The sequence below is a fragment of the Hungatella hathewayi WAL-18680 genome (assembly GCF_000235505.1).
GTDB classification, from domain to species: Bacteria; Bacillota; Clostridia; order Lachnospirales; family Lachnospiraceae; genus Hungatella_A; species Hungatella_A hathewayi_A.
Genome location: NZ_JH379029.1, coordinates 348,453 through 373,821, shown reverse-complemented (window position 1 = coordinate 373,821; position 25,369 = coordinate 348,453). Strand labels below are relative to the sequence as shown.

Annotated in this window: 24 protein-coding genes; 21 read left to right on the top strand and 3 right to left on the bottom strand. The window is 50.5% G+C overall.

The genetic code is table 11. From position 1 onward, the window contains the following. Positions 1–4: 4 nt before the first annotated feature. The 6 genes from pstC to HMPREF9473_RS22460 are packed head-to-tail and all read left to right on the top strand — an operon-like array spanning position 5 to position 5,473. Complete coding sequence (gene pstC, locus HMPREF9473_RS22485; RefSeq protein ID WP_006782522.1) at positions 5–853, top strand: phosphate ABC transporter permease subunit PstC; 849 nt, start codon at positions 5–7, stop codon at positions 851–853. Beyond that, a complete protein-coding gene (gene pstA, locus HMPREF9473_RS22480; protein ID WP_006782521.1) occupies positions 853–1,725 on the top strand; it encodes a phosphate ABC transporter permease PstA in 873 nt (290 codons plus the stop codon). Before pstC ends, pstA begins: the two co-directional genes overlap by 1 nt. Continuing rightward, complete coding sequence (pstB, locus tag HMPREF9473_RS22475; RefSeq protein ID WP_006782520.1) at positions 1,725–2,474, top strand: phosphate ABC transporter ATP-binding protein PstB; 750 nt, start codon at positions 1,725–1,727, stop codon at positions 2,472–2,474. The genes pstA and pstB overlap by 1 nt, the downstream gene beginning before the upstream one ends. A 1-nt stretch (position 2,475) precedes the next feature. Continuing rightward, positions 2,476–3,126, top strand: coding sequence for a phosphate signaling complex protein PhoU (gene phoU, locus HMPREF9473_RS22470; protein ID WP_006782519.1), 651 nt, complete (start codon positions 2,476–2,478; stop codon positions 3,124–3,126). Between the two features lie 2 nt (positions 3,127–3,128). After that, the gene (locus HMPREF9473_RS22465) at positions 3,129–3,800 is read left to right on the top strand and encodes a response regulator transcription factor (RefSeq protein ID WP_006782518.1); all 672 of its coding nucleotides are present in this window, start codon (positions 3,129–3,131) and stop codon (positions 3,798–3,800) included. Beyond that, on the top strand, positions 3,800–5,473 hold the full coding sequence (locus tag HMPREF9473_RS22460) for a sensor histidine kinase (protein ID WP_006782517.1): 1,674 nt from the start codon (positions 3,800–3,802) through the stop codon (positions 5,471–5,473). Before HMPREF9473_RS22465 ends, HMPREF9473_RS22460 begins: the two co-directional genes overlap by 1 nt. Before the next feature lie 53 nt (positions 5,474–5,526). Here HMPREF9473_RS22460 and HMPREF9473_RS22455 read toward each other — a convergent pair whose 3' ends face one another. Beyond that, complete coding sequence (locus tag HMPREF9473_RS22455; RefSeq protein ID WP_006782516.1) at positions 5,527–7,140, bottom strand: response regulator transcription factor; 1,614 nt, start codon at positions 7,138–7,140, stop codon at positions 5,527–5,529. Then, complete coding sequence (locus tag HMPREF9473_RS27050) at positions 7,127–8,929, bottom strand: cache domain-containing sensor histidine kinase (protein WP_187388729.1); 1,803 nt, start codon at positions 8,927–8,929, stop codon at positions 7,127–7,129. Before HMPREF9473_RS27050 ends, HMPREF9473_RS22455 begins: the two co-directional genes overlap by 14 nt. Before the next feature lie 236 nt (positions 8,930–9,165). Between HMPREF9473_RS27050 and HMPREF9473_RS22445 the strand changes: the two genes are divergently transcribed. The 4 genes from HMPREF9473_RS22445 (at position 9,166) to HMPREF9473_RS22430 (ending at position 14,497) form a co-directional block, all read left to right on the top strand. Then, positions 9,166–10,530, top strand: a complete 1,365-nt coding sequence (locus tag HMPREF9473_RS22445) for an ABC transporter substrate-binding protein (protein WP_006782514.1) — start codon at positions 9,166–9,168, stop codon at positions 10,528–10,530. A 131-nt stretch (positions 10,531–10,661) separates the two neighbouring features. Then, entirely contained in the window at positions 10,662–11,534 is an 873-nt protein-coding gene (locus tag HMPREF9473_RS22440; protein ID WP_006782513.1) for a carbohydrate ABC transporter permease, read from the top strand. Position 11,535: 1 nt separating this feature from the next. After that, positions 11,536–12,360 carry a carbohydrate ABC transporter permease gene (locus tag HMPREF9473_RS22435; RefSeq protein ID WP_006782512.1) on the top strand — a complete coding sequence of 275 codons (825 nt, stop codon included), beginning with the start codon at positions 11,536–11,538 and terminating at the stop codon, positions 12,358–12,360. 22 nt (positions 12,361–12,382) lie between these two features. Continuing rightward, a complete protein-coding gene (locus tag HMPREF9473_RS22430; RefSeq protein WP_006782511.1) occupies positions 12,383–14,497 on the top strand; it encodes an alpha-galactosidase in 2,115 nt (704 codons plus the stop codon). Between the two features lie 331 nt (positions 14,498–14,828). On the opposite strand, the gene HMPREF9473_RS22425 is transcribed toward HMPREF9473_RS22430, so the two are convergent. After that, positions 14,829–15,596, bottom strand: coding sequence for a GntR family transcriptional regulator (locus HMPREF9473_RS22425; protein WP_006782510.1), 768 nt, complete (start codon positions 15,594–15,596; stop codon positions 14,829–14,831). A 283-nt stretch (positions 15,597–15,879) separates the two neighbouring features. Between HMPREF9473_RS22425 and HMPREF9473_RS22420 the strand changes: the two genes are divergently transcribed. The 11 genes from HMPREF9473_RS22420 to HMPREF9473_RS22375 all read left to right on the top strand — a co-directional run bounded on the left by HMPREF9473_RS22420 (position 15,880) and on the right by HMPREF9473_RS22375 (position 25,257). Then, the gene (locus HMPREF9473_RS22420) at positions 15,880–16,854 is read left to right on the top strand and encodes an aldo/keto reductase (protein ID WP_006782509.1); all 975 of its coding nucleotides are present in this window, start codon (positions 15,880–15,882) and stop codon (positions 16,852–16,854) included. A 79-nt stretch (positions 16,855–16,933) separates the two neighbouring features. Then, positions 16,934–17,617 carry a deoxyribose-phosphate aldolase gene (gene deoC, locus HMPREF9473_RS22415; RefSeq protein ID WP_006782508.1) on the top strand — a complete coding sequence of 228 codons (684 nt, stop codon included), beginning with the start codon at positions 16,934–16,936 and terminating at the stop codon, positions 17,615–17,617. A 33-nt stretch (positions 17,618–17,650) separates the two neighbouring features. Then, positions 17,651–17,800 carry a hypothetical protein gene (locus HMPREF9473_RS27490; RefSeq protein ID WP_157140238.1) on the top strand — a complete coding sequence of 50 codons (150 nt, stop codon included), beginning with the start codon at positions 17,651–17,653 and terminating at the stop codon, positions 17,798–17,800. Between the two features lie 49 nt (positions 17,801–17,849). After that, positions 17,850–18,887: a zinc-dependent alcohol dehydrogenase gene (locus HMPREF9473_RS22410; protein ID WP_006782507.1), complete on the top strand. Its 1,038-nt coding sequence runs from the start codon at positions 17,850–17,852 to the stop codon at positions 18,885–18,887. A gap of 23 nt (positions 18,888–18,910) precedes the next feature. Further along, a complete protein-coding gene (locus tag HMPREF9473_RS22405) occupies positions 18,911–19,897 on the top strand; it encodes an SMP-30/gluconolactonase/LRE family protein (RefSeq protein WP_006782506.1) in 987 nt (328 codons plus the stop codon). A 10-nt stretch (positions 19,898–19,907) separates the two neighbouring features. Then, positions 19,908–21,413 (top strand): xylulokinase, encoded by a 1,506-nt coding sequence (gene xylB, locus HMPREF9473_RS22400; protein ID WP_006782505.1) that lies wholly within the window; start codon positions 19,908–19,910, stop codon positions 21,411–21,413. Next, positions 21,373–22,419 (top strand): glycoside hydrolase family 88 protein, encoded by a 1,047-nt coding sequence (locus HMPREF9473_RS22395; RefSeq protein WP_242830882.1) that lies wholly within the window; start codon positions 21,373–21,375, stop codon positions 22,417–22,419. Before xylB ends, HMPREF9473_RS22395 begins: the two co-directional genes overlap by 41 nt. Continuing rightward, a complete protein-coding gene (locus HMPREF9473_RS22390; RefSeq protein WP_006782503.1) occupies positions 22,416–23,117 on the top strand; it encodes an SDR family NAD(P)-dependent oxidoreductase in 702 nt (233 codons plus the stop codon). Before HMPREF9473_RS22395 ends, HMPREF9473_RS22390 begins: the two co-directional genes overlap by 4 nt. An 11-nt stretch (positions 23,118–23,128) precedes the next feature. Beyond that, a complete protein-coding gene (locus HMPREF9473_RS22385) occupies positions 23,129–23,776 on the top strand; it encodes a hypothetical protein (RefSeq protein ID WP_006782502.1) in 648 nt (215 codons plus the stop codon). Continuing rightward, on the top strand, positions 23,770–24,435 hold the full coding sequence (locus tag HMPREF9473_RS22380) for a ThuA domain-containing protein (RefSeq protein ID WP_006782501.1): 666 nt from the start codon (positions 23,770–23,772) through the stop codon (positions 24,433–24,435). Before HMPREF9473_RS22385 ends, HMPREF9473_RS22380 begins: the two co-directional genes overlap by 7 nt. 12 nt (positions 24,436–24,447) lie before the next feature. Next, on the top strand, positions 24,448–25,257 hold the full coding sequence (locus HMPREF9473_RS22375) for a hypothetical protein (protein ID WP_006782500.1): 810 nt from the start codon (positions 24,448–24,450) through the stop codon (positions 25,255–25,257). Positions 25,258–25,369 lie beyond the last annotated feature (112 nt).

Genomic DNA, 25,369 nt, shown 5'->3' with positions numbered 1-25,369 from the left:
GCGGATGAAGCATATAAAAGAGAAAGGAGCGGAGCTGGTATTCTTAATATCAGCTCTTGCCTCCATATTAGCGGTAGCGATGATTTGCATTTTCTTGTTCGCCAACGGTGTGCCGGCGATTGGGAAAATTGGAATTTTTAAATTCCTGGCAGGTGAGACATGGAAGCCGGGCAATAATATCTACGGTATCCTTCCGATGATTCTCGGCAGTATCTATGTGACGGCGGGAGCCATTCTGGTAGGTGTTCCGATCGGGATACTGACAGCGGTCTTCATGGCAAGATTCTGTCCGAAACGGTTATATAAGGTAATGAAGCCGGCCATCGATTTGCTGGCGGGCATTCCATCGGTAGTTTACGGATTCTTCGGACTGGTGGTGATTGTGCCGGTAATGAGCGATTTGTTTGGCGGCAGCGGAAAGAGCATTGCCACGGCCTCGGTTCTGCTGGGAATCATGATTCTCCCAACGATTATCGGCGTGTCGGAGTCGGCCATCAATGCGGTACCGGACAGCTACTATGAGGGAGCGCTGGCATTGGGCGCCAGCCATGAGAGAAGCGTGTTCTTTGCCACACTCCCGGCGGCGAAATCGGGAATTTTGGCCGGCGTGATTCTGGGCGTAGGGCGGGCTATCGGCGAGACCATGGCGGTTATCATGGTGGCCGGCAACCAGCCCAGAATGCCCAAAGGAATCTTCCAGGGTGTGCGGACCCTGACAGCCAACATTGTGATGGAGATGGGATATGCAACCGATTTACACCGGGAGGCGCTGATTGCTACCGCGGTGGTGCTCTTTGTCTTTATCCTGCTGATTAATTTATCATTTTCCGTTCTAAACAGGAGGGCTGAATAATGGATGCGATAAACAGACAGTCTCTGAAACAACGGTTTCGTTCCTATTTGAGAAGCCCCCTGTCACTGGTATTGCTGCTGCTGGTTACGGCAGCGGCGGCAGTCACCGTGTTTGTGTTAATATTTCTGATTCTCTATATTTTGATGAAGGGAATCCCCTACTTAACCCCCAGCCTGTTTGCGTGGGAGTATAACAGCGAAAATGTGTCGCTGACCCCGGCGCTTGTGAACACCATTATGATGACGGTGCTGGCGCTGCTGATTGCGGCTCCTCTTGGCATCTTTGCCGCCATCTATCTGGTGGAGTATGCCAAAAGAGGCAACAAGGTAGTGAAGGTGGTCCGCGTGACAGCGGAGACCCTTTCGGGCATTCCGTCGATTGTGTATGGGTTGTTTGGCTTTCTTCTGTTTGGTGTGACTCTGAAATGGGGGTATTCGCTCATCGGAGGCGCGCTGACACTGGCGATTATGATATTGCCGCTGATTATGCGTACCACGGAGGAGGCATTAAAATCGGTTCCCGATTCTTACCGGGAGGGCAGCTTCGGACTTGGTGCTGGGCGCCTGCGGACTGTGTTTAAGATTGTTCTTCCCTCCGCCGTGCCGGGGATTCTGGCCGGTGTGATACTGGCAATCGGAAGAATTGTGGGAGAGACGGCGGCGCTTATGTACACGGCAGGAACCGTGGCCGGCATCCCGGACAATCTCATGGGCTCCGGCCGTACTCTGGCAGTACATATGTATGTGCTGACCAATGAGGGACTCTACACCAACCAGTCTTACGCCACGGCTGTGGTGCTGCTGGTTATCGTGGCTGCTATCAATGCTTTGTCCGGTTTTATTGCAAAACAGATAGGAAAGGGTAAGAACTGATGGATAAATTTACAATCGAAAATTTGGATTTATTTTACGGGGATTTTAAAGCTTTAAAGAGCATTAACCTGCATATTCAGCCGAGAGAGATTACGGCATTTATCGGGCCTTCCGGGTGCGGAAAGTCCACGCTGTTAAAATCCTTAAACCGGATGAATGACTTGGTGGAAGGGTGTAGGATTACCGGGACGGCGCTGTTGGATGGCGAAGACATTTACGGGGATATGGACATCAACCTGCTTCGGAAACGGGTGGGGATGGTGTTTCAGAAGCCGAATCCATTTCCCATGAGTGTCTATGATAATATTGCGTTTGGGCCCCGCACCCACGGGATTCACTCCAAGGTGAAGCTGGACGATATTGTGGAGAAATCCCTTCGCGACGCGGCGATCTGGGAGGAGTTGAAGGACCGTTTGAAAAAGAGCGCGCTGGGGCTGTCTGGCGGGCAGCAGCAGAGACTGTGTATTGCGAGGGCGCTGGCGGTGCAGCCGGATGTGCTGTTGATGGATGAGCCAACCTCCGCGCTGGACCCCATTTCCACATCAAAGATAGAAGACCTTGCTGTGGAACTGAAAAAAGATTATACTATTGTCATGGTAACTCACAACATGCAGCAGGCGGCCAGAATTTCTGATAAGACAGCATTTTTCCTGTTGGGAGAAGTGGTGGAGTATGGGGAGACGGAAACCATTTTCTCCATGCCGAAGAACAAGAAAACTGAGGACTATATTACAGGGAGGTTTGGTTGATATGCGCAATCGTTTTGACGAGCAGCTGGAGTTATTGAATGTGGAATTAATCCGCATGGGTTCCCTTTGCGAGGACGCGATTCAGGGTGCGTCCAAGGCGCTGGCGGGGGAGTCGGCATTTGCGGAGCAGGTATATGCCATTGAGCATGAGATAGACCAGAAGGAGCGGGATATCGAGAATCTGTGTTTTAAATTGTTATTGAAACAGCAGCCGGTGGCGAAGGATTTGCGGCTGGTGTCGGCGGCGCTTAAAATGATATCGGATATGGAGCGCATCGGCGACCAGGCTTCGGATATAGTGGAAATTGCCGCTTATTTAAAGGACAGCGAGGTGGAGAGCAAGGTCCACATCAATGATATGGCGGAGGCCACCATGAAGATGGTGACGGCCAGCATTGACTCGTTTGTGAAGAAAAATCTGGAGATTGCCAGGGAGGTTATCAAAAGCGATGACGTGGTGGATGACCTGTTTGACAAGGTGAAAGAGGAGTTAATCGGGTTGATTGGGGAGAACCGTGTGAACGGGGAGTTCTGTATTGACCTGTTGATGATAGCAAAATATTTTGAGCGGATTGGGGACCATGCGACCAATATTGCGGAGTGGGTGGAGTATTCGATTACGGGAACCCATATTACCACACAAGGAGAGTAATTATGATTTTTCTGGTTGAGGATGACAACAGCATACGGGAACTGGTGATATATACGCTGCAGAGTACGGGGATTCCGGCTACCGGGTTTGCCTGCGCGAAGGATTTCTGGGATGTGATGAGGAGCAGTACGCCTTCTTTGGTGCTGTTGGATATCATGCTGCCGGACGAGGACGGTCTGACGATATTGAAAAAACTTCGGACTTCCTCGGTGACAGAGAAAATACCGGTAATCATGCTGACGGCCAAAGGCACGGAATACGACAAGGTGATTGGTCTGGATAGCGGCGCGGATGACTATATTCCCAAGCCCTTCGGCATGATGGAGCTGGTGAGCCGGGTGAAGGCGGTGCTTCGGCGGACGGAGCCGGAGCAGAAAGCCAGTCTATATCAGGTGGGCCCCATCCGGGTGGATGTGGGCAAGCATGCCGTGACGGTGGACGGCAATCCGGTGGTGCTGACCTTTAAGGAGTTTGAACTTCTGTGTTATCTCATGGAAAATGAGGGCATTGTGCTGACAAGAGACCAGCTGCTGTCCAAGATATGGGGCTACGATTTCGACGGGGAGACCCGGACGGTGGACGTTCATATCCGGACTCTCAGGCAGAAACTGGGGCTTGGCGGCAATTACATTGAGACCATCCGCGGCGTCGGCTACAAGATGGAGGAAATCTGATGAAGAAAAAGATATATTGGAATATGTGTCTGATTGCGCTGGTGGCGATTGTGCTCTCCTCTGTCTTAAGTACGGTGGTGTATTATAACCGGCTGGAAATGCAGATGAAGCGGGAGGTTATCACGGAGGCCAAATATCTCCAGAGCGGGATGGAACTGTCGGGAAATGATTATCTGACGGCCATCGCCGGGAGGATAAGGGGCGGCAGCCAGAACCGCATCACGTTAATCGGGGCTGATGGCACGGTGCTGTACGACAATTATGCGTCCAACGATGAGATGGAGAACCATGGGGACCGGCCGGAGGTGCTGAGCGCATTTGAAAAGGGAAGCGGGGAGAATACCCGGTTTTCCGAGACATTGGCGGAGAAGACCTATTATTATGCGGTACTTTTAAATGACGGCACGGTGGTGCGTGTGGCGAACACCACCAAGAGCGTGCTGGCGTCGGTGCTGCAGCTGATTCCGTTTATGGCAGTGCTGGCCGTGGCGGTGCTGGCGCTGAGCATGGCGCTGGCGGACTGGCAGACGAAACGGATTGTGAAGCCGATCAATGAGCTGGATTTGGATCATCCGGAGGAAAATCATATCTATGACGAGCTGGCCCCGCTGGTTGGCAAGGTGGAACGGCAGCAGAGGACGATACAGAACCAGATTGATACGTTAAAGGCGAAGCAGAAGGAGTTTGCGGCCATCACGGAGAATATGAGCGAGGGCTTTATCGTGGTGGGAAAGAAGGCGGAGGTGGCCTCCTACAATACCAGCGCCATGCGGATTCTGGGCGTGGATGAGCAGTATGCAAAGGAAAATGGGGTCAATATCCTGAACTTTAACCGCAGCCAGATCTTCCGCAAAGCGGTGGATGACGCGCTGGACGGGATGCACAGTGAGCATTATATGGATATCGCCGGCCGCTGTTACCAGATTATCGCCAACCCTGTGATGGATGGGGGCGAGGTGAGCGGAGCCATTATCGTGATTCTGGATGTGACGGAGAAGCAGGAGAGAGAGGGACTTAGAAGAGAGTTCTCGGCCAATGTCTCCCATGAGCTGAAGACACCGCTGACGTCCATCTCCGGCTATGCGGAGATTATGAAGAACGGGCTGGTGAAACCGGAGGACATGAAGCGTTTCTCGGAAAATATCTACCATGAGGCCCAGCGGATGATTACGCTGATTGGGGATATCATCAAGCTGTCCCAGCTGGATGAGAACCAGGTGGATTTGGATAAGTCCCAGGTGGATTTGTATCAGATTGCATTTGGGGTGACGGAGCGGCTGAAAGGTCATGCGAAAAACCAGAATGTGAAGCTGGAGCTGAAAGGGGAGTCTGCGGTGGTGAACGGAACCGGGCAGATTCTGGATGAGATGATTTACAATCTCTGTGACAACGGGATTAAGTATAACCGGAAGGACGGCTCCGTGACTGTTACGGTCGGATGGGAAAATGAGCGTGCCTATATCTCCGTGTCCGACACGGGAATCGGGATTCCGGAGGCCGATAAGGACCGGGTGTTTGAGCGGTTCTACCGGGTGGACAAGAGCCACAGCCAGCAGATTGGCGGCACCGGGCTGGGGCTGTCGATTGTAAAACACGGCGCGATTTACCACAAAGCCCAGGTGCTGATGGACAGCCAGGTGGGGGTGGGGACTACGGTGAAAATTGTGTTTTGACGGCAAGCATGAATAAAAAGCGCAAAAGAGCAGAGGCGGCAGGTATCGCATCCTTACCGCTTCCTGCTCTTTTCTTTGTATTCAGAAGGTGAATCCCCGGTCATGTTTTTGAAGATACGGCTGAAATAGTGTGGGTCCGGATAGCCGGTCATCTCAGCGATGGCGGCAAAGCTCAAATCGCTGTTCTCGTCAATCAGCCGTTTGGCTTCCTCCATACGAAGATTGGTCAGACAACGCATGGGGGGCAGTTCCTTATATTTTTTAAATATCCTCGATATGTAGGAAGGACTGAAGTGGAACACATCACTGATGGTTTGGAGGGTGATAGGTTCCAGATAATGTTCATTGATGTATTGCCGGATGCTTAAAAACAGCTCCCGGGAGGATTCCTCCGGGGTACACAGGCAGTTTACATAATCCAGCAACTGGCTTTCCAGTTCCCGGTACATGGCATCCAGGTTCCAGGCAGTGGCGATAAGCTCCATAAGCTGAGAGTGGAGATACTCCGACCCTGGGGACGGGGATGAAGAATCACCGCGGCCAAGTTCCTCCAACTGGGTGGTGATGTCAGTCAGGTAGGTCTCTAATTCCGCCTGTGAGATTCCGGTTTCCCGGCACAGCTGCAAAAATTCGGATATATGTTCTCTGGCGGCGGGTATCTGCCCATGTTTACAGCAAAAAACTGCCGTGTGCAGAGACGCCGTAAGTGTCTCGGCTCCGGCGGCCTGAAGGCGGGACGGACTTATCAGTGATGCCTGGCAGGCGGCAGTACAGATAATATGCGAGCTGGTACAGGGAACCAGGCGGTGCTGCAGGCAGGTTCTCAGCTCCTGGGCACATCTCCATATCTCTGTGAAGGAGACGGAATCCTGGGCGCTGCAGACGGTAACAGTTGGATATGGCGCGGTTACCGCCTCATTGGTGGGAGCGGGTACCTGTACCAGATGGGAAAAGAATTCCGCCCCAAAATCCGGCCGCGCACAGGTGGTGATCAACATTTTGCGGTTCGGCGATTTTTCATCAGTCAGCCACCACCGGTCCTGCTCATCCAAAAGAGCCGCCGCGGTTTCCGGAACGTGGACGCGGTTCCACTGGCTGTGAATGGTGTTTACATTCAGTCCGCCCAGACAGTTATCATGAAGGTTGCCGACACAGATTAAATGGAGGGTAAACCGGTGCTCCGAGAAGGCGAAAGGCAGGTTTGGAGCTGTCTGGGAAAGCTGCTCTCCGTGCAGGCTTCCGGTAAGTATTTCCCGTTCATGAAACGTGGTCGAGTCATCCAGAATCCGGCATAATTTTTCTGCGGTCTCGGCAAGAGCCGCAATTTTTACCGGTTTCAGCAGGTAATCTGCGACTCCGAAGCGAAGAGCTTTTCTGGCATACTCGAATTCGTCATAACCGCTGATAATGACAATCTGCATGCCGGGAACGGTGGCGGCCGCCTGCTCAATCAGGGTCAGACCGTCCATCAGAGGCATACGGATATCGGTGAAGAGGATGTGGGGACGGTATTTCCCCACAAGCTCCAGGGCGTCCTCCCCGTTGTAAGCGGTTCCCACAATCTGAAGAGGCAATTCCAGGCTCTCAATTTTCTGAACAATATTTTCAAGAATCAATGGCTCATCTTCTGCAATGATGACCTGATATGGATTTCTAAAACTCTTCATAGGTAAGCTCCTTTCCTCCAATTGTCACGGTGGAACCCTCTCCGTCCAGGTTTAAGATTTGGAATATGGCGTCCTCTCCATAGCGCAGTTTCAAACGGTAATAGATATTGAGAAGTCCGGTTTTTTCCATGTTGTCGGAGGCAAAGTGGAATGTGTCGGAAGCCATGTTTTCCTGGAGGAATGCAAGAACCTCCTGGTCAAAGCCGACGCCATTGTCAGTCACGGATATACTCCAGAGGCCATCATGCATTTGGCCTTTGATCTCAATCAGCCAGGGAGCCCGTTTGTTGAAGGCATATTTGAAACAGTTTTCGATGATGGGCTGAAGAATCAGTTTTGGCACCTGGACACGGGTTAATTCTTCGGGAATTTCCGTGGTGACCGTAAACTGAGCCGGGTAACGGTTCTTCATCAACCGCAGATATTTCTCCAAATAGTCTAACTCCACGGCAATGGTGACAGATGCGGAACCTTCTTTGGCAATGTAACGCAGCATGGAGGACAGGTTGTCGCACATGTCCACAATGTCCATATCCCCATGATTTTCCGCCTTAATGCTGATGGTGGTCAGGGTATTGTAGAGAAAATGCGGATTCATCTGGGCTTGAAGCGCCAGCATCCGGGCCTGAATCTCTTGTGATTTGGCAGTTACCGTCTGCTCCAGCGAGGTTTGCAGACGGTTCACCATGCTGGCATAGGCATCATTTAACTGGTCCAGTTCATAGGTGGTGTTCGTCCCGCGGGCGGCATCTTCAGGGGACAGGTCTCCAAGATTCAGCCGATTGATACTTTCCTGGATGTTGTGGATCGGCACGGTGAGCTGGGAGGCGATGATATAAGTGATAAGCAGTGTCACCAGCAGCACCAGGAAGCCCAGCAGCAATAAATTGTTTCGAAAGCTTCTGAGAGGAGCCAGAAGCTCTGTCCGGGATTTCCCGGCGATGACGGTATAACCGGAGTAGTCGGAGACGGAGTAGGCGACGATGCGTGCCGTCCGGGCTTTTTTATCGCTTAAAGTTCCGTAAGGTTCCCCGGTTTCGGCAATCTGCCGATAGAATTTAAGACCCAGTGCATCGGCGGCGCCATCTGTGTACGGGTAAATCTGACTGCCACTTTTATCATAGACGAAGGCAAACGCACTTTCTCCCTGGGATGGAATCGAGATGTTGGATTCCACGAACTGGGCAAAGGTGCGGTATTTTTCCTGTATCTCAACAATGCTGGTATACTCAGCGCCGAAAACATCATAGAAGGCCCGGTTTAAGGAGATTACAGGCGCGCCGGAGGTGCGCCACTCACTGACGCGGGGGGAGGAGAGGGTGAAACGTCCTTCCTTTTCCAGACATTCCCGTACCCAGGGAAGTTCCCTGATGAAGTCCGGATTCTGCTCCCTGATATCGAAGGATTGTCCATACTCTGCAAAATGTCCGTCTGTGCAGATGAGATTAATCTGGTAGTCGAGGACGCTCCCGGATAGGGCGAATAACTGCTGGAACAATTTCCAGCGGTTTTCCAGCATCTGGGATTCGGAGGTATCCCTGTCATAGAAGATGTCCTTCACGATCTGGGAGGAGATGACCCGGTTGGCAAGCTGGTTCATATCCTGAAATTTTGCGTCAAAAGCCTGGTTGGTGTTGATGGTCAGCTGTAAAAGTGCATCGGAGGCCTGCTGCTCCAGGGTCTTCGAGGTATAGGAATAGAACAGGGAGACAAACAGAACCGTCAGAAGGATGACGATACTGGAATAATATATAAACAGCCGGCCCCGTATGGTGCGAAAAAATTTCATGACAGAATTCATGACAGGACTCCCCTCCCTCTTCCATCTCTGGTAATATCTTATAGTAAGACTATCCAATATATCCGGGAATGTCAATAGAGAATCCTGACCGGGAAGTTTTGGCAGGTGTTCATTTTTATCCAACAAAACTGTCCAGTTTCCTGTATTCCGTTTACAGGGAAAATCCGGTATGATTGAGTCATCAGTAAAGGGTGCGGCAAAGCACGAAAGGAGAGGGCGGTAATATGAGAAAGATATGGAAGAAACGTTTGGGGATTGCACTGACGGCAGCGATGATAGCGGGGCTGACAGGCTGCTCCGGTAGTGAGACATCATCTACAGAGGCGCCAAAGGAGACGGCAGCCACGACGGCCGGCACCACAGCAGCCAAACCGGAAGAGACGGAGGCTGCCAAAAAGAAGGATGTGACACTGACCTATGTGGTATCACAGAACTGGGTGAATAAGGGCTCCAATGTGGACGATGAATTAAATAAGAAATTCGAGGAAGAGACCGGTATCAAGATTGATATGCAGGTGATTCCGGATGACCAGTATGTCAACGTGTTAAAGACAAAGCTGGGCACCGGCGAGGTCCCGGACATATTTATGGTATCCGGTGGCGTGGGAGCACAGAAATTTATGCCGGAGAAATATTTTGCAGACCTTTCGAATGAAGAGTGGGTATCCCGATATGCGGAGTATGCAAAGCAGGGAACGACCATTGACGGTAAGATTATGGGGCTGATGACCTGGAACGTGGATGGCTGGGGCATTCTCTACAACAAGGATTTGTATGAGGAGAACGGACTTAAGGTTCCGGAGACCTTTGAAGAATTCTGCTCAAACGGTGACGCGCTTTTAGCCAAGGGTATCACGCCAGTATATGAGAGCGGGAAAGAGGCCTGGCATTGGGCCATCTGGCTTTCCAGCTATGGTCCTTACGCGGCAAAACAGCATGAAGGTCTGTATGACAAACTGAACAAAAATGAAATGAAGTTTGTGGACGTGCCGGAATTTGAGCAGTTCCTTGATGAATTCAAGACCATCTATGACAAGGGATATCTGGGACAGAACAGTTTAGCCAACACCTGGGATGCGGCTTATGAGGCGCTGGGAACCAATCAGGCAGCCGGCTATCTCGGGTACCAGTCCTACCAGAACGAGGTGAAAGACAAATATGCGGACAGCACGGCCGAGACCTGGGAAATGTTCCCGATTCCGCTGGCTGGCAACAACATGTATTCCCATTCAGCCGGAGGCAACATGAGAGTGGCCTACAAGGATTCTCCGAATCTGGAATACGTAAAAGAGTTTTTCAACTTCCTGACAAGGGAAGATAACCTGAAGATGTTTTATGAAGGCAGAGCCGACTTACAGTCCAACCCGTCCTTTGTAGACGTGCCTGGGAAAGCAACTGCGGCAGGCGAATCCATCTTAAAGAATTCTGAGGGAGAAGGCATGGAGATGGAGTATGGAGTCCTGTACTGGGATAATACGGCTGTGGGCAAGTATATCCAGGAAATGCTGCTGGGTCAGAAGAGTGCAAAGCAGGTGCTGGAATCCATTGATAATGACAGACAGAAAATGTTTGCCGCAACTGGTCAGTAAGCGCCGGTGAGTGTCAGATACGAGGTGCCGGAGAATAACCCGGCACCTCATTTTATACGGGAATGCGATAGTCTGTTCCGTCTTGGGAACTTTCGCAACCGGAACTTATGACTACACAGGGGGTAAGAAACATGGATTTAAATAAAGCGTATAAAAAAATATATATCCTTCCGGCGTTTCTGGTTTTCTTTGTACTGTTTCTTCTGCCGAGCATTCTGGGATTGTTCTATTCCTTTACAAACTGGAATGTGATGAGTGACGATATCCGTTTTATCGGCCTGGACAATTACAGGAATATCTTTTCGGACTCATCCATGTGGAAGGTGTTTCAGAATACTGGATTTTACGCGGTGCTGACCTCCATTTTGAAGGGGGCAGTGGGGCTTATGCTGGCGCTGGCCTTAAACAGGGAGATTCGAAGCCGGAATCTGCTGCGGACGTTGTTTTTCCTGCCTATGATATTATCCAACTTAATTGTAGGTCTTGTATTTCAGCAGGTATTCCATCCGGATACCGGGATTTTAAATGAGGGACTGCGCATGATAGGGCTGTCCGGTCTGACTCACGGCTGGCTTATTGAGCCGGATATTGTCATGTGGTCCTGTGTGGCGATTGAGGTATGGAAGGCGGCGGGATTTAATATGGTGATTTTCCTGGCCGGACTGCAGCTGGTTCCACAGGATATGTATGAGGCCTGCGAGATGGACGGGGCAAACGGCTGGCAGAAATTCCTAAATATCACGATTCCGTTTATTGTTCCATCTATCACGATTAATATGCTGCTCAACGTCATTTCCGGGCTGAAGGTATTTGATGTCATCTTCGCCCTGACCAATGGCGGGCCGGGAAGGTCCTCGGAGGTGGTCAACATTACTATTTTCAACCAGTTCTCCATGGGGGATTATGGATATGGCACGGCGCTCAACACGGTTATGTTTCTGGTGCTGTCGGTGATATCAATTGCGGTTATCTGGTTCTATACCAGCCGTGAGGAGGTGGAGTAGGATGAAGCGGAAAAAGAAAACTCTTAATATTGTGATAGCGGTTCTGCTCTGGATATTGAGTCTTGTTATTATTATTCCGTTAGTCATGATTGTTTTGAATTCAGTGAAAAATGTAACCGAGTCTGCGGTTATGAGTTTGAAACTTCCAACGGAATATCATTTTGAAAATTTCAGGGTGGTGCTGGAGGACCCGAAGATGGTGCGCTCGTTTGGCAACAGCGTGCTGATATGTGTCAGTTCCACGGTATTGACGCTGTTGATGTCCTCGCTGGCGGCCTATGTGCTGGTGCGTAACCGCAGCAGGAGCAACCGGGTCATCTACATCGTCATGCTTCTCGGTCTGGTGGCGCCGATCAACTATATTGCTACGGTGAAGGTGCTTCAGGGGCTTCATATCATTAATACTTATACCGGCGCTATCCTATTGTACACGGCGCAGTACATTCCGTTTACTGTGTTTATCTACTACGGATTCATCGGAAGTATACCCAGAAATCTGGATGAGGCGGCAATGATAGATGGGTGCCGGGGGATACGGCTGTTTTTCAATATCATTTTCCCGCTGTTAAAGCCGGTTACCATGACGGCGGTGATTATCAATATGCTGAACTGCTGGAATGATTTTATTGTGCCGCTGTATTTTTTGAATTCATCAAAAAAGTGGGGAATGATTATGCTGATGTACAATTATTTCAGCCAGTTTGTCAGCTCGTGGAATTTGGTGTGCGCGGTGATGTTAATCAATATAGCGCCGATTGTGATACTGTATATCTTTGCACAGAAATATCTGATTGCAGGGATGACGGCGGGAGCCGTGAAAGGCTAGGAAAGGGCAGGATAAGAAGATTATGTCGATTTCAGTGTATCAGGAACGGATATTCATGCTGAATACGGAGCGGATGTCCTATGTCATATATGTGGATAAAAGCGGGCTGCTCGGAAATGCTTACTGGGGCAGCAGGCTGGAGCGGGTGGAGGATTTTGAAGACGCGGCGGCCAAACCGGGGTATCACAACTGCAGTGAGAGCCATCATGTGATGGAGGAGTGCTCTTCCTACGGGAGTTTTCATTTTAAGGAGCCATCTGTGAAACTTCAATATAAGGATGGCACCGGGGACTTCCGTTACCGGGTGGATGGATATGAGATAGATGGAAATGTGCTGAGCATCCGTTTGCGGGATGTGGGATATCCGTTTGAGGTGGTGTTACATTACCGGGTGTATGAAAAGGAAAATATTGTGGAGAAATGGCGGGAGGCCAGGAATCTGGGCGAGGAGCCGGTGATGCTTCGAAGCTTTTATTCAGGAGAGTTCGGGGTGCCGGGTACCGGATACCAAAGCATCAATTTTACCGGATTCTGGGGCGGAGAGTTCCAGTATGCCCAGGATTCGCTGACAGCCGGAAAAAAAGTTTATGAGAGCCGGTTTGGTTTGACGGCCCATGAGGCTAATCCGTGTTTTATTGTACACAGGGATGCGGATGAGGAACATGGGGACGTGTATTATGGGGCGTTGGCCTATTCCGGTAATTTCAAGATATCTTTGGAAGCAGTTTCCTGTGATTATGTCAATATTCTGGCCGGGATTCAGGACATGGATTTTGAGTGGGAGCTGGGAAAAGGAGAGCGTTTTGTAACTCCCTCTGTGTATGCAGGATACAGCAGCCATGGGTTTGGGGAAATGTCCCGGACCATGTCCGGCTTTGCAAAGAGATACCTGATGCCGGAGGAGCGTGCAGGTAAGGTACTGCCGGTGCTTTATAATTCCTGGTGTGTGACAGAATTTGACGTGTCTATGGAAGAACAGCTGAAGCTGGCGGAGAAAGCGGCGGCGCTGGGGGTAGAGCTGTTTGTCATGGATGACGGCTGGTTTCAGGGACGGACCTGCGATAAGTACGGACTGGGGGACTGGTATCCCGATACGGAGAAATTTCCCCGTGGACTGGGAGAGCTGATTGGACATGTCAATGATATGGGAATGAAGTTTGGAATCTGGGTGGAACCGGAGATGGTAAGTCCACATAGCCAGCTGTATCGGAATCATCCGGATTGGGCGCTGCATTATGAGAACAGGGAAATCCTGATGTGGCGGAACCAGTATGTGCTGGATATGACGAATCCGGAGGTTGTGGCTTATCTGGTTGAGCAATTGGACGGTCTTTTGACGGAAAATCATATTGAATATATCAAATGGGATATGAACCGGTATCTGGCGGAGACTGGGAATTGGAAAAACAAAGAGACACCAAAGAGGGATTTCTGGTATCAATACGCACAGGGCTTCTACTCGCTGGCCGGAGAATTGAGACAGCGGCACCCGGATGTGGAGTTTGAGGCATGCGCTTCCGGCGGCGGACGGGTGGATTACGGCGTCATGCGGTATTTCGATGAGTACTGGACCAGTGACAATACGGATGCTCTTGACCGGCTGTACATACAGGAAAGTTACAGCCTGATGTACCCGGTACGGTATATGCGGGCCTGGGTCACAGATGACTTAGGGATGAATCACAGGACAAAGGTGCCGCTAAAGTTTAACTGCTATGCTGCCATGTGTGGAGTGCTGGGAATCGGAATGAATATCAACGCGATGCCGCAGGAGCAGCTTGAGGAGGTAAAATTTTATGTGGAGGAATACAAAAAAGTGCGGGGCATTATCCAGAATGGAGAACTGTACCGCATTGCTTCCATGAGAGAGGGCCAGCTTCAGGCAGTGCAGTATGTAACGTCCGGGGAATCACGTGATGAGCTGCAAAGTGTCGTTTTCGTGTTTTCAGACAGGGGACATTACGGGCGAAGGTTTTTCCAGATAAAACTGCAGGGGTTAAATCCGGATGTGATTTATCGGATTGAATCCGAGGGAATCTGTCTGGAGAGGAGTGGAGCATACTGTATGAAGGTGGGGCTGGAGACTGAACTCATCGGAGATTATGGATGCCAGATGTTTTGTCTGAAAGCCATTTAACGTCTTCAGTGTCAAACGCAATATAGTGCTGTGCATAAATCTGGAATTCTTGCTCCAGCCCGGAGCGGGTGAAATCGCCGGACAAGTTGAAGTAGGCATGGTTGGATGGATTAAAAGAGGAAAATTATATCTATGACGAGTGGATACGGTTTTAGATAGAAGATGGATTTGTAAAAAGAAAGCAGGGAGTTCTGGGCAAAGATGTGTATCGCCTGGAGTTCCCTGCTTTTTTGAATTGTGCAGTTGATGATTTTGAATCCTGGTGACTGGAGTTTAGTGTGTAAAATCCTGATGTCCGTAGCCCGGCACCTTTTGGTGATGTGGCGGTCTTTTATGAAATGTGTTCCGGGGTCTGGTTTACGATAATGACATCAAATTTATTTTTATCGCCACGGTAGCGTGCCAGGGAATATTCCAGGGGGATGCCGGCCTCAGTACATCCGATGGAGGTAAAAAACAGCAGAGGACTGCCCGTTTTGATATGCAGCTGACGTGCATCCTGGCTGGATGCACCGATGGATTCGATGGTACGTTTTACATAATGAATCTTCATACTGGCCTGGTGTGCTTCCAGTGTTTGATACAGGGATTCTTTTGAAAAGTCATGCTCCATTAAGAATGCGCATTTGTCATAGGGAAGGAAGGTGTCAAGGAGAACCAGAGGGACCTGGTCCGCAAAACGCCTGCGCTGCAGACAGATGACCTGGCTGCCCGAGTCAAGCATAAGGGCTTTCGCTGTCTTGGCGTCCGCGGGAATCACACGGAAGTCCAGAACCTCCGTGGAAGGGGTCATACCAAGACGGGCAATTTGCTCGTTAAAGGGTTCCAGCCGTTTGATAAAATCCTGGTTGATCTTGGGCGGGGCTACAAAGGTTCCTTTGCTTTTGATGCGATAAAGCCAGCCCTCCTGCACCAGTTCGGTGATAGCCTGGCGGATGGTGGTCCGGCTGATATCGAAAAGCTGGCTAATCTCATATTCTGTGGGAATCATGCTGTCCGTGGGATAATTGCCGTTTTTGATCTCGGTGAGTATAATGGATTTCAGCTGATAGTACAGCGGAATTGGAGTTGATTTATCTAACTGGTAGTTGGAAAGCACAAGGTTACCTCCTGAATATTGTATGGAATATCTTTAGTATAACATTGTGACATTACGCAATCAAGGATAGATGAGAGAAAATAAGAAAATAAGCGGTGAAATCATTGACAAATAGGAGATATCAGTGTATTCTTATACCACAAAGTAATTATGTCATTACAAAGGAACAAAACAAAAAAAGAAAAGAGACGGGCGGCAGAGCGGCAGGAAGAAGCAGTCAAATGGCAAAACAATATGAAGCGTAGTGATAAGGCGGCATGCAGAAAAAAGAAAGGGGTATTACATGGAGTACAAGTATCTGGGAAGGACGGGCATGAGAGTAAGTTCTCTTTGTCTGGGAACAATGAATTTTGGTTCCACTACGACGGAAGAGGAAGCATTTCAGATTATGGATGCGGCGCTGGAGGCTGGAATCAATTTTTTTGACACAGCTAACAACTATGGATTCCTGACGGGGGACCAGGGAATTACGGAACGGATCATAGGCAGATGGTTTGCCCAGGGCGGAGGAAGGCGAGAACGGGTAATTTTGGCGACCAAGGTTCATGAGGATATGCATGATGAGAACGACGGGCCGAACACGGTACCAGGACTCTCCATCTATAAAGTGAGACGGCATTTTGAGGCATCCTTAAAACGGTTGCAGACAGACCATGTGGAAGTGTATTACATGCATCATGTGGACAGAAGAGTGAGCTGGGAAGAGAAGTGGGATGCGTTCCAGAATTTGTACGAAAGAGGAATGATTGATTACATCGGCGCCAGCAATTTCCCGGCCTGGGAGATAGCCAGAGCGCAGGGGGAGGCGAAGGCCAGACATTTCATGGGGATTTCGGTGGAGCAGGATAAATACAATCTGGCCTGCCGTCTGCCGGAACTGGAGCTTCTTCCGGCCTGCCGGGAATACGGGATTGGAGTCACGACATGGAGTCCGCTGGAGGGTGGTCTTCTGAGCGGCAAGGGCGCGGAGACATTGCGCAAGAAGAATAATGCCGCACTGGAGCAGAAGTACGGACCGCAGCTGGCACAGTATAAGAAAATCTGTGGGGAGGCAGGTTTGGAGGAAGCGGATGTGGCTCTTGCGTGGCTTCTGCACAATCCAATTGTGACATCTCCGATCATTGGGGCAAGAACTCTGGAGCAGATGGAAAAATCGATCCGCGCTATGGAGATTAAGCTAGACGATGATATGCTGCGGGCATTGGATGAAGTATTCCCGGGACCAGGGGGAGAAGCCCCTGAGGCATATGCATGGTAGGCAGTATACAGTTAAACAGTGTGCATTAAAACAACACTCAATCAATTATCAAATATGAAAGAAGAAGGAGAATTTATCAATGAATACAAATTTAACCCCCAGCGGGCTGGCGGCCTATTTTGATCATACCCAGCTTCGGGCCTACGCAGTTCACGACGATTTTGTAAAACTCTGTGAAGAGAGTATGGAGTACGGTTTCAAGATGGTTGCCATCAATCCGGCCCAGGTCATCCGATGCAAAGAACTGTTAAAAGGCAGTCCGGTCCATGTGGGCGCCGCGATTGGCTTCCCGCTGGGCCAGACGACCATAGTGGATAAGATAAATGAGACAAAAACCGCTATTGAGAATGGCTCGGATGAAATCGATTATGTGATTAATATCACGGAATTAAAAGAAAAAAATTACAACTACATTGAGAAAGAGATGGCCGGAATTGTGGACATCTGCCGTGAAAACCATGTAATTTCCAAGGTGATATTTGAAAACTGTTATCTTACGGAAGCAGAGAAGGAAGAACTTTGCAAAATTGCTCTCAATGTAAAACCGGATTTTATTAAAACTTCCACCGGCTTTGGCACCGGAGGAGCAACTCTGGAGGATATCGCCCTGATGAAGCGGATGGTAGGCGATAAAATCATGATAAAAGCCGCCGGAGGAGTTAGAAATTTGGATACCGCTCTGAAACTGATAGACCTGGGTGTTAGCCGTATTGGCTCTACCGCCAGTGTGACGATTCTGGAAGAATATAAGAGCAGGCTGTAAGACTGGCTGATACATACGGAGAAAAGACCGGATATGACAGAAGGGGATTTACCTGGAGTTGTATCCGGTATCTTTATTTCTGACCATCAAAGATTGTGGGGGGGGGGGATTTCCGGATTGTTAAAAAATAGTTTACTTAAATCTAAAAATAAGACACCAAATAGAAAGAATGAACGTTTCTGAAAAATGGAAGAAAACGTAAAATAATAGACAGAGAAAGCAGGAGGTTTATATGAAAGCATTAATTGTAAATGAAAATGGGGAGTTATCAATTCAAGAGATTAAAAAGCCAACATACGGTCCCTGTCAGGCGCTGGTGAAACTGGAAAGCTGCGGGGTCTGTAATGGAACGGACACCAAACTGATTCACAAGACATTTAAAAATTTTCATGATTATCCGGCTATCCTGGGTCATGAGGGCGTGGGGCGTGTTGTGGAGACGGGGGCGCAGGTGGAAAATCTGCATGTGGGAGATTTAGTGCTGCTTCCATTTCTCGAGGAGAAGACGGACGGTTGTACGCCGGGCTGGGGAGCATTTGCGGAGTACGCGGTGGTAGGAGATGCAGGGAGCTATATTCGTCATGGCATGGGACCGGGCACGGAAAAATGGAGCGAAAGCTATCTGGCGCAGAGTATCATTCTCCCGGAGGACAAGACGGATGCCATAGGCGCGTCCATGATTATCACATTCCGGGAGGTGCTAAGTGCAATCCGGCGTTTCGATTTCCAGCCTAATGAAAATGCTCTGGTTTTGGGTGCGGGTCCCGTGGGACTGTGCTTTACAAAATTTTTAAAGCTGTTGGGGCTTAAGACAGTCATCACAACCGATATCTCGGATGATAAAGTGGCAGCGGCGAAAGAGATGGGAGCCGACTACGCATTCAATACCTCTGTCTGCGACATTGAGGCGGAGGTGAGAAACCTGTTCCCGGACGGTATCGACTATGTGGTGGATGCGGTGGGAATCAACGCACTGATTAACCAGGCCATGGGACTTATCAAGTATAATGGAAAGATATGCTGTTACGGGATATCTCCGAAGCTGGGAATGGAGCTGGATTGGAACTGCGCGCCTTATAACTGGACTCTTCAGTTTGTGCAGTGGCCCAGCAAGGCGGAGGAAGGGGAAGCCCATGCGCAGATTATGTCGTGGATTAACCAGGGAGTTTTGAACCCGATGGATTTCATCTCGAATGTGTTTGATTTTGAGCAGATTCTGGATGCATTTGCACTGGTAGAAGAACGGAAACCGACAACCAAAAAATTGTGATTAAATTTTAGGAGGAAAAACAGATGAGAGAGAGTAAATTATTCTGCACATTGCCGGATTATGTGTGTACACCGGACGGAATGGCGGTCGACAAATATGGAAACCTGGTGCTGTCATGCCCCAATTATGCGGATGAGAGCTTATCCGGCTGTGTGGTTAAAATTGACCGGGAGGGAAATGTCACCAAATGGTTTGATGTTCCGGTGCATCCGGAGACCGGTGTGGCGAGAAATATGGGGATTGCATTTGATGAGGAATGGAACATTTATCTCTGTGACAACCAGGGCTGGAGTGAGAGGGAAGAACTCTTGTTCAAGGGGCGGATTTTGAAGATCACCGTGGACGATGAGGGGACAATCCTTAAAACCACTGTGGTGGCCGAGCACATGGAGCATCCTAACGGTATTCGTATCCGGGATGGCTATATGTACGTGACGCAGAGTTATCTCCATCCGGTGAAACGTCCGGACGGAAAGCTGGCAAGCTGTGTTTACCGGTTTGGCCTGGACGAGGAAGGCATCCAGATAACCAATAGCCTGGAGGATTCCCACATCTTTGCAACGTTTGTGACGGAAAATCCGGAGTGCCAGTATGGCGCCGATGGCATTGTATTTGACCGGGAGGGGAATCTCTATGTCGGGAATTTTGGAGACGGAGCGGTCTATCGTATCACCTTTAACGGGGATGGAAGTTTAAAGGAGAATCAGCTTTTCGCGGTAAATCCAGAGCAGCTTCAGAGTACGGATGGCATGATTTTTGATGAGGACGGTAATTTATATATCGCTGATTTTTGCGCCAACGCAATTGCGAAGGTGACTCCTAATGGGACGGTGGAGCGGATTGCCCAGAGTCCGGACTGCCGCGGGGCGGATGGAGGGCTGGACCAGCCGGGAGAACCCATTGTCTGGGACGGGAAGATCATCGCCTCCTGTTTTGATCTTGTGACAGGACCTGATAAAGTGAACTTAAAGCATGAGATGCCGGCGGCCCTGGTAGAACTGTCGCTGTGAGGAGGTACTTATGAATGCGTATATGTTAGCCCATGATTTGGGAACCAGCGGAAATAAAGCCACGCTGTACCGTACAGATGGCCGCCTGATGGCTAGCTGTCTGGCCGGGTATCCAACCAGCTACCCCCGTGAGGGATGGGCGGAGCAGAATCCGTGGGACTGGTGGGAGGCGGTCTGTCGCTCTACAAAAGAACTGCTGGCCAAGGCGGATGTGGATGCCGGGGAGATTGCAGCCGTGTCCTTCAGCGCCCAGATGATGGGATGTCTGTTAACCGATGGAGAAGGGGCGCCTCAGCGCCCGATGATTATCTGGGCGGATACCAGGGCGTCTAAGGAAGAGGCCTGGATGATTGAGCGGATTGGAATGGAGCGTGGATATCGGATTACAGGTCACAGGCTCAGCGCCTCCTACTCGGCGGCCAAACTGTTGTGGGTCAGAAACCATGAGCCGGAGGTATACCGCCGGAGCCGCTGGATGCTTCACGCCAAAGATTTCATTATCTATCATCTTACAGGACAGTTTGTGACGGATTACAGCGATGCGTCCGGCACCAATCTGTTTGATATCGAAAGGAAATGCTGGTCGGATGAAATTTTGCAGGCACTCGAGATTGATAGAAACTTACTGCCGGTACCCAGACCGTCCACAGACCTGGCGGGAACGGTGACTAAAAAGGCGGCGGAGGCAACTGGGCTGCGGGAGGGGACACCTGTGATTATCGGTGGCGGTGACGGGAGTTGTGCCTGTGTGGGAGCCGGTGTGGTGGAGCAGGGAAGCGCTTATCATGTCCTGGGCTCCTCTTCCTGGATAGCAATGGCTGATAAATCGCCCTATTTCGACCCGGAGATGCGGACATTCAACTGGGTTCATTTGGACCCGTCCTTATATACACCCTGTGGAACCATGCAGGCTGCCGGATATTCCTATCACTGGTATAAGGATACCATGTGCGGTCAGGAAACCTATGATGCTATCAATGAAGGCGCTCTTTTAGCGGAGCCGGGAGCCGGTGGACTTTTGTATCTTCCTTATCTGCTGGGAGAACGGTCGCCTCGTTGGAATCATGACGCGCGAGGCGCGTTTGTAGGACTTTCCATTACTACCACGAAGAAGGATATGTCCAGAGCGGTTTTGGAGGGTGTGGGATATAATTTAAAGGTGATTCTGGAGAGCCTTAAAAGAGCGGGAACTGTCAGGGAGCTTATGATGATAGGCGGTGGGGCCAAAGGGGAAGCCTGGCTTCAGATACTGGCGGATGTATTTCAGATGCCGCTGAAACTTCCTGTCTATTTGGAGGAGGCCACCAGTCTGGGAGCGGCGGTCTGTGCTGGCGTGGGAGTTGGTATTTATCCTGACTTTTCTGTGGCAAAGAAGATAAACCAGATTGAGAGAACCGTTATGCCAGATGAAAATCTTGCAGAACGCTATGAGAAATTATATTGGATTTTCAACCATACTTATGAGGCGCTGACCGGTGTGTACGGGGAACTGGGGGATTACCGGCGGAACTTTTGAGATGATATCAAAGGAGAGGAGAAGAAGGAGCGCGGTGGAAGAACGAGAGAGAGAAAACAAAAGAAGAAAGGCGGCGCTTGCTTTGCTTAGTATGCAGCGGCATTCCTGGGAGCAGGGCGCAGCCATGCAGGCATTTTTAGAAATGGGCGAGATGGAGACCGTGTGTGCGATGGCAAGAGAGGCCGTGTACCGGAGCCTGCCAGATGGAAGGGCCGCTACAATTGGAGTGACGGATGGGGTGACGGACCCCTGTGCCGTGGGGGAAGCGCTGATAGCTGCCTGCCGACACACAGGTGATTCCATGCTGGAGAGCGGACTGGAAGCCCTTCTGGACTGGACCCTTCGAAAGGCGCCCAGAAATGAGGAGGGAATTCTCTACCATCTGACCACAGGTAAGCAGTTCTGGGTGGATTCCATGTATATGCTTCCGCCGTTTCTGGCAGCCGCTGGGAGACCCCGCGAGGCATGGGAGCAGATGGATGCATACTGGAACGCCCTGTATGACCGGGAAGCGGGGTTGATGTGCCATATGTGGGATGACGGGGAGCAGGTTTTCATCCGGGCGGCTCACTGGGGAAGCGGAAACGGCTGGGCGCTGGCGGGAATGACCCGGCTTTTAGGGCTTTTGCCCTCCGGGGAATACAGGGAGGAAAAACAAATTCTGCGTGAGAGAATAACTCGTCTGTTGGAGCGTGTGCTTACTTGGAGAAGAAAGGACGGACTCTTTCATGATGTGGTAGATGACGGGAGTTCCTTTGTAGAAACGAACCTGTCGCAGATGGCAGCATACACGATTTACTGTGGAATGAGGGAGGGGTGGCTAAATCCCGCCCGGTATGAAGCGGAAGGGGATGCCATGTGCGCAGCGGCGGAGCGCCGGATGGATGAATTCGGCTTTATCCGCGGAGTATGCGGAGCGCCAACATTTGATAAACCAGGCTTCTCTCCGGAGGGGCAGGCATTTTATCTTCTGATGGAACAGGCAAGAGAGGATTGGAGAAAATGAAGACAGTGCTGGTTACGGGAGCTGACCGGGGACTGGGGTTCAGCCTTTGTGTAGAGTTTTTAAGACGGGATTATCTCGTCTTTGCGGGACAGTTTCTGGCCGGATGGCCGGAGTTAAAACATCTGGAATGTCATCATCAGGGACGTCTGGTGATTGTCCCATTGGATATTGGGAATGATTTGTCCATCGAGAGGGCGCAGGCTGTGATTGCGGAGCATACGGCGGTTCTGGATGTGCTGGTTCACAATGCGGGCATTATCGGTGGGGAGGATGGGTTCTCCACCGGGGTTCGGGCGGAGGAAAACCGGAATGTTTTTAATGTGAACAGCATGGGGCCGGTCTGTGTAACCAGATATTTCCTGCCCATGATGGAGGAGGGAAGCAGAAAAATCTGTTTCGTTTCCTCAGAAGCGGGAAGTATCTCCCTGGCTCACCGGGATGGGATGACGGGATACTGTATGTCGAAGGCGGCGCTTAACATGGCGGTGAGAATCTTAAATAACGATTTGGGAAAGCGGGGATATGAGATTCGGCTTTATCATCCGGGTTGGATGCGCACTTATATGGAAGGCGGGGAACTGATGAATGGCGAATTGGAGCCGGAGGTTTCAGCCCGTGAGGCGGTCCGGTATTTTTTAAAGCAGGGAGTGGAACCGCTGGAGCTTGTGGATGTGTACGGAATGGCGTGGCCATTTTAGTGGAGGGAGATATGATGATGCAGGCAGAACAAGATCTGACCGCGGTTATATGGGGGAGAAAGACGGCGGTCTGTGCAGGAATCGAAGAATGTCTGAAACGTAACGGATGGAGGACTGTTTATGCTTCGGCGGAAGACGGCGGAGAACTGGTATGGGACTTAGAGTATGACTGCCCGGACTGTCCCCTGGACCTTCTGATTTTCGGGGATGACAGTGATCTGTTTACCCATACGGGAACTATATATGAAAACCAGGAGCGGGCGGCGGTTCTTGGGGCTTTTGACTTCCATGTAAACGGAGCGCTCTATGCCCTTCACACCCTGCTTCCGCGTCTGGAACGTGGAAAACTCAAGCGTATCTGCTATGTGACGACGAAGGAATCCAGCAACAATATGTGTTACGACAACGAATCCTACGGAGAACATATGATACGGGTGGCCAGGAATATGCAGGCCCGGATTATGATGAACCGGCTGCGCCCGGAAGGATATACCTTCCGCGTATTTTGCTGCTGCACTCCGTGGAAGCAGCAGGAATCGGGGAAACGGGCGGCGGCTTATTTTCTGAAGGACAGAAGCCGGGATGAATCGAATCTGCTGCATTCTGATGAGGACCGTCTTGTGATGCGTGATGAGGCGGGGAGGGAGATTCCATGGTAAGAAACGAAAAAAAGGCGCTGCTGTACGGAAAACGGGAAGCCAGGTATCATTCTATCCGTGGAGTGGACCTGGCTTTCTCGGAAATTCTCCCAAGGTGGCAGATTACGGTGACGGAGGACACTTCCGTGTTTGAGAGCGGGACGCTCTCGGAATATGATATGGTAATTTTATATGAAGAATTTGAGGAACGGCCGTGGACGGATCGAGAGACGGCAGGACTTTTGTCTTACACAGCGGGCGGTGGCGGGGTCATGGTGCTTCATAACGGGATCTCTGTGCAGACGAGACCGGAACTGGCGCAGCTTCTTGGGGCCGTGTTTGTGAGCCATCCGCCTTATGAGAAGCTGCCCGTGCTGACCTTTGCTCCGTCTGGCGGGGGACTTGCTGGCGCGGGGCATCCGGTGATGAAGGGAATCACTGGTTTTTTACTGGCGGATGAGGCGTATCAGTTTCAGTTTGATTCCTTTGTGGAGTTGGAAATTTTGATGGAATACCAATATGAGGGGGGAAGATATCCGGCTGCGTGGGTCCGCGGTTATGGAATGGGCCGGGTGGCATATTGCTGCTGCGGTCACGAGGTGGCAGGATTTGGACATCCGCAGGTTCGAAGGTGGATTTCAAACTGTGTGGACTGGCTGACTGAAAACAGGGAAAGGTAAGGATTAAGAGAGATGGAACAGAACGGTTATGAGGAAACATATAAAATAAACCTGTGTGACGGCAGGGGAGCGGTGAAGGAATGTTCGGGACAGGGGGAGACGGCGGAATTAAGACCGTCATCTCCCTACTGTCCGGGGGATGTGATTGAGGTTGTGTGCAGTCATGCGCCGTGTTATGCGCTGGTGTCGGCAGACCCTGCCCTGCCGCCTGCCAGGGTGTGGATTACAGAGTCCCCCATGCGGTTTCCCATTCCCTTCGGGGAAGAGCGTCAGGCATATCCGCCGGAGGCATTTACGGGAGAGAGAAGGGTGCGGGTGGAGCCGGTTCCTGAAACGGAGCGGAATACATATGGCAATTTAAGTGAGAATCCGCTGGACAGAAGAGGGGATACCACCTATTATCCCCACTGCACTGCGTCGGTTGAGACAAGAGGGGAATCGGTCTTTGCGGCCCGCAATACGGTGGACGGCAGATATGAGAATACTTATCATGGAGAATGGCCATATACCAGCTGGGGGGATAATGAGGACCCCGATGCCGAAATCTGTATCGAGTTTGGGCGCCCTGTTCTGGCCGACCGGATTGATATCCTGATTCGTGCAGATTTTCCCCATGACAATTACTGGAAGCATGCGGTAGTGGAATTCTCGGACGGAAGCGAGTTGTCGGCGGAGCTTAGAAAGACGGAGCAATGGCAGTCTATCCCGTTTGCGGCCAGAAGCATCACCTGGGTGAAACTGACACATCTAATCCGCTCGGAGGAGGAATCCCCATTTCCTGCATTGACACAGTGGAGGATTTTTGGACGGAATTGTCAATAAGATATAAAAATAATACACTATTTAAAAAGATTATGTGTTAATTAACCAAAAAAAACCTGTTATACTTTGGATATCAAAAAAAGGAATATTCCAAGGCCAATTGGTAACATGA